The organism is Jiangella ureilytica, from assembly GCF_004348545.1.
GTDB lineage: Bacteria > Actinomycetota > Actinomycetes > Jiangellales > Jiangellaceae > Jiangella > Jiangella ureilytica.
This window is the reverse complement of sequence record NZ_SMKL01000144.1, coordinates 1-2,865: the sequence shown is the minus strand read 5'-3', so window position 1 is coordinate 2,865 and position 2,865 is coordinate 1. Positions and strand designations below refer to the sequence as shown.

The window sequence follows — 2,865 nt, the reverse complement described above, 5'->3', positions numbered from 1 at the left end:
GGCGGGGGCGATCGCCGCGGTCGCCATGGCCGTGCTGGCGCTGCTCTCCGGCGGCTCGGCGGGGGCCGAACGGCTGACCGTCCTCGGCCCGGTGCCGTGGGAGGTGGCGGCGGCGACCCTCGGCCTGGTCGGCGTCCCGGCGGTCGTGGTCGTCCTGGCGCTGCGCTTCCGCCGAACGCCGCGGGCCGAGGCGGACGTCGACGATGCGCCGGCGGACGGTGCGGCGCATGCGGCGGACGTCGACCCGGCCGACCGCTCGGGAGGCACGGCGGAAGGCGAGCCGTCCGCCGTGGAAGAAGAGGAACCACAGACCGACCCGCCGCCCCCGCCCTTGCCGGGCCACGGGTAGGGGACGGGTATTGTCACGGCGTGACCTGCCGGATCGTGGTGCTGGTGTCGGGCACCGGCAGCAACCTCGCCGCCCTGCTCGATGCGTGTGCCGACCCCTCCTACGGCGCGACGGTGGTGGCCGTCGGCGCCGACCGCGACGGGATCCGGGCGCTCGATCTCGCCGCCGGCGCCGGGGTGCCGGCCTTCGTCGAGCGGGTCAAGGACCACCCGGAGCGCGCCGACTGGGACCGCGCGCTGGCGGCGCGCACCGCGGAGCACGAGCCCGACCTCGTCGTCTCGGCCGGCTTCCTCAAGCTGGTCGGCCCGGCGTTCCTGAGCCGGTTCGGCGACCGCTACCTCAACACCCACAACGCGCTGCTGCCGTCGTTCCCGGGCATCCACGGCCCGCGCGACGCACTCGCCTATGGCGTCAAGGTCACCGGCGCCACCCTGTTCTTCGTCGACGAGGGCGTCGACACCGGCCCCATCGTCGCCCAGGTGGCCGTCCCGGTCCTCGACGAGGACACCGAGGACACGCTGACCGAGCGGATCAAGGTCGCCGAGCGCGCCCAGCTGGTCGAGTACGTCGGCCGGCTGGCCCGCGAGGGCTGGACCATCAACGAGAGAAAGGTCACCATCCCGTGAGCGAGGCACGTACGCCGATCCGGCGCGCGCTGATCAGCGTTTACGACAAGACGGGGCTCGAGGTGCTCGCGCGCGGGCTGCACGCGGCCGGCGTCGCCATCGTCTCGACGGGGTCGACGGCGTCGCGCATCGCCGACGCCGGGGTGCCGGTGACCAAGGTCGAGGAGCTCACCGGGTTCCCCGAGTGCCTCGACGGCCGGGTCAAGACGCTGCACCCCAACGTGCACGCGGGCCTGCTGGCCGACGTCCGGCTGGAGTCGCACCGGACGCAGCTGGCCGAGCTCGGCATCGAGCCGTTCCAGCTGCTGGTCAGCAACCTGTACCCCTTTGCCCAGACGGTCGCGTCGGGCGCCGGGCCGGACGAGGTCATCGAGCAGATCGACATCGGCGGGCCGTCCATGGTCCGCGGCGCGGCGAAGAACCACGCCAACGTCGCCGTCGTCGTCGACCCCGCCCGCTACGGCGAGGTGCTGGCCGCCGTCGAGGCCGGCGGGTTCACGCTCGGCGAGCGGCAGCGGTTCGCGCTGCAGGCGTTCTCGCACACCGCCACCTACGACGTGCACGTCGCGTCCTGGCTGGGCAGCGTCGTGTCGCCGCCGGCCGACGGCACCGTGTTCCCGTCGTGGATCGGCGGCACGTGGGAGCGCGAGGCGGTGCTGCGCTACGGCGAGAACCCGCACCAGGCCGCGGCGCTCTACCGCACCGGCTTCGGCGCGCCCGGGCTGGCCGGCGCGGAGCAGCTGCACGGCAAGGAGATGTCGTACAACAACTACGTCGACGCCGACGCCGCCTGGCGTTCCGCCCACGACTTCACCGACCCGGCGGTCGCCGTCATCAAGCACGCCAACCCGTGCGGCATCGCCGTCGGCACCGACATCGCCGACGCGCACCGCAAGGCCAACGCGACCGACCCGGTGTCGGCGTTCGGCGGGGTCGTCGCGGCGAACGCGACGATCACGGTCGCGGCGGCGGAGCAGATCGCCGAGATCTTCACCGAGGTCGTCGTCGCGCCCGACTTCGAGCCCGGCGCGCTGGACGTGCTGATGCGGAAGAAGAACGTGCGGCTGCTGCGGGTGGCCGGCGCCGACGCGCGTCCGGTCGAGACCCGCAGCATCTTCGGCGGCCTGCTCATGCAGCAGGTCGACCGGGTCGACGCCGAGGGTGACGACCCCGCGACGTGGACGCTGGCCGCGGGCTCCGCCGCCGACGAGGCGACGCTGGCCGACCTGGTGTTCGCCTGGCGGGCGGTGCGGTCGGTGAAGAGCAACGCGATCCTGCTGGCCAGCGGCGGCGCTGCCGTCGGCATCGGCATGGGCCAGGTCAACCGGGTCGACTCCGCCCGGCTCGCGGTGTCGCGCGCCGGCGAGCGCGCGACCGGCTCGGTGGCCGCGTCGGACGCGTTCTTCCCGTTCCCCGACGGCCTGCAGGTGCTGACCGAGGCCGGCATCCGCGCCGTCGTCCAGCCCGGCGGCTCGATCCGCGACGAGGACGTCGTCCACGCCGCCCGCGAGGCCGGCGTGACCATGTACTTCACCGGCACGCGGCACTTCTTCCACTGATACCCGCAAGCCCCGCCCCGGGCCCCCCGGTTCGGAATGACCACGTTCACCACCCGATTCCCTGCCACACCAGGCCTGCAGCCATGGCGACGCTCGAGTAACCCTCGTGACGTGGACGGCAACCGCTTTCCCCCTCCGTGATCGGCGCATCACAAGGATGACCCGAGCGTCACGAGGTCTGAAGGCCTGGGTCACCAGGGAATTCCCTGCTGAACGTGATCTCTCTGTCAGGGTTCTGCTACCGGGCGCTGTTCGACGGGGCGGGGCCTGGCGTGGTCGCCGGGTGACTCCAACGTGATCTGCCCGCTGTGTGTGGCTTCGGTAATGACGT

The 2,865-nt window shown here is 73.0% G+C and carries 3 protein-coding genes; all 3 read left to right on the top strand.

The window, feature by feature from the left end; all coding sequences use genetic code 11:
• The coding region (locus E1212_RS29785; RefSeq protein WP_203417377.1) for a cell division protein PerM at positions 1-349 on the top strand (349 nt) is incomplete at its 5' end.
• Between the two features lie 20 nt (positions 350-369).
• Complete coding sequence (purN, locus tag E1212_RS28990; protein WP_131989001.1) at positions 370-975, top strand: phosphoribosylglycinamide formyltransferase; 606 nt, start codon at positions 370-372, stop codon at positions 973-975.
• Positions 972-2,534, top strand: a complete 1,563-nt coding sequence (purH, locus tag E1212_RS28985; protein WP_131988999.1) for a bifunctional phosphoribosylaminoimidazolecarboxamide formyltransferase/IMP cyclohydrolase — start codon at positions 972-974, stop codon at positions 2,532-2,534. Before purN ends, purH begins: the two co-directional genes overlap by 4 nt.
• Positions 2,535-2,865: the final 331 nt, after the last annotated feature.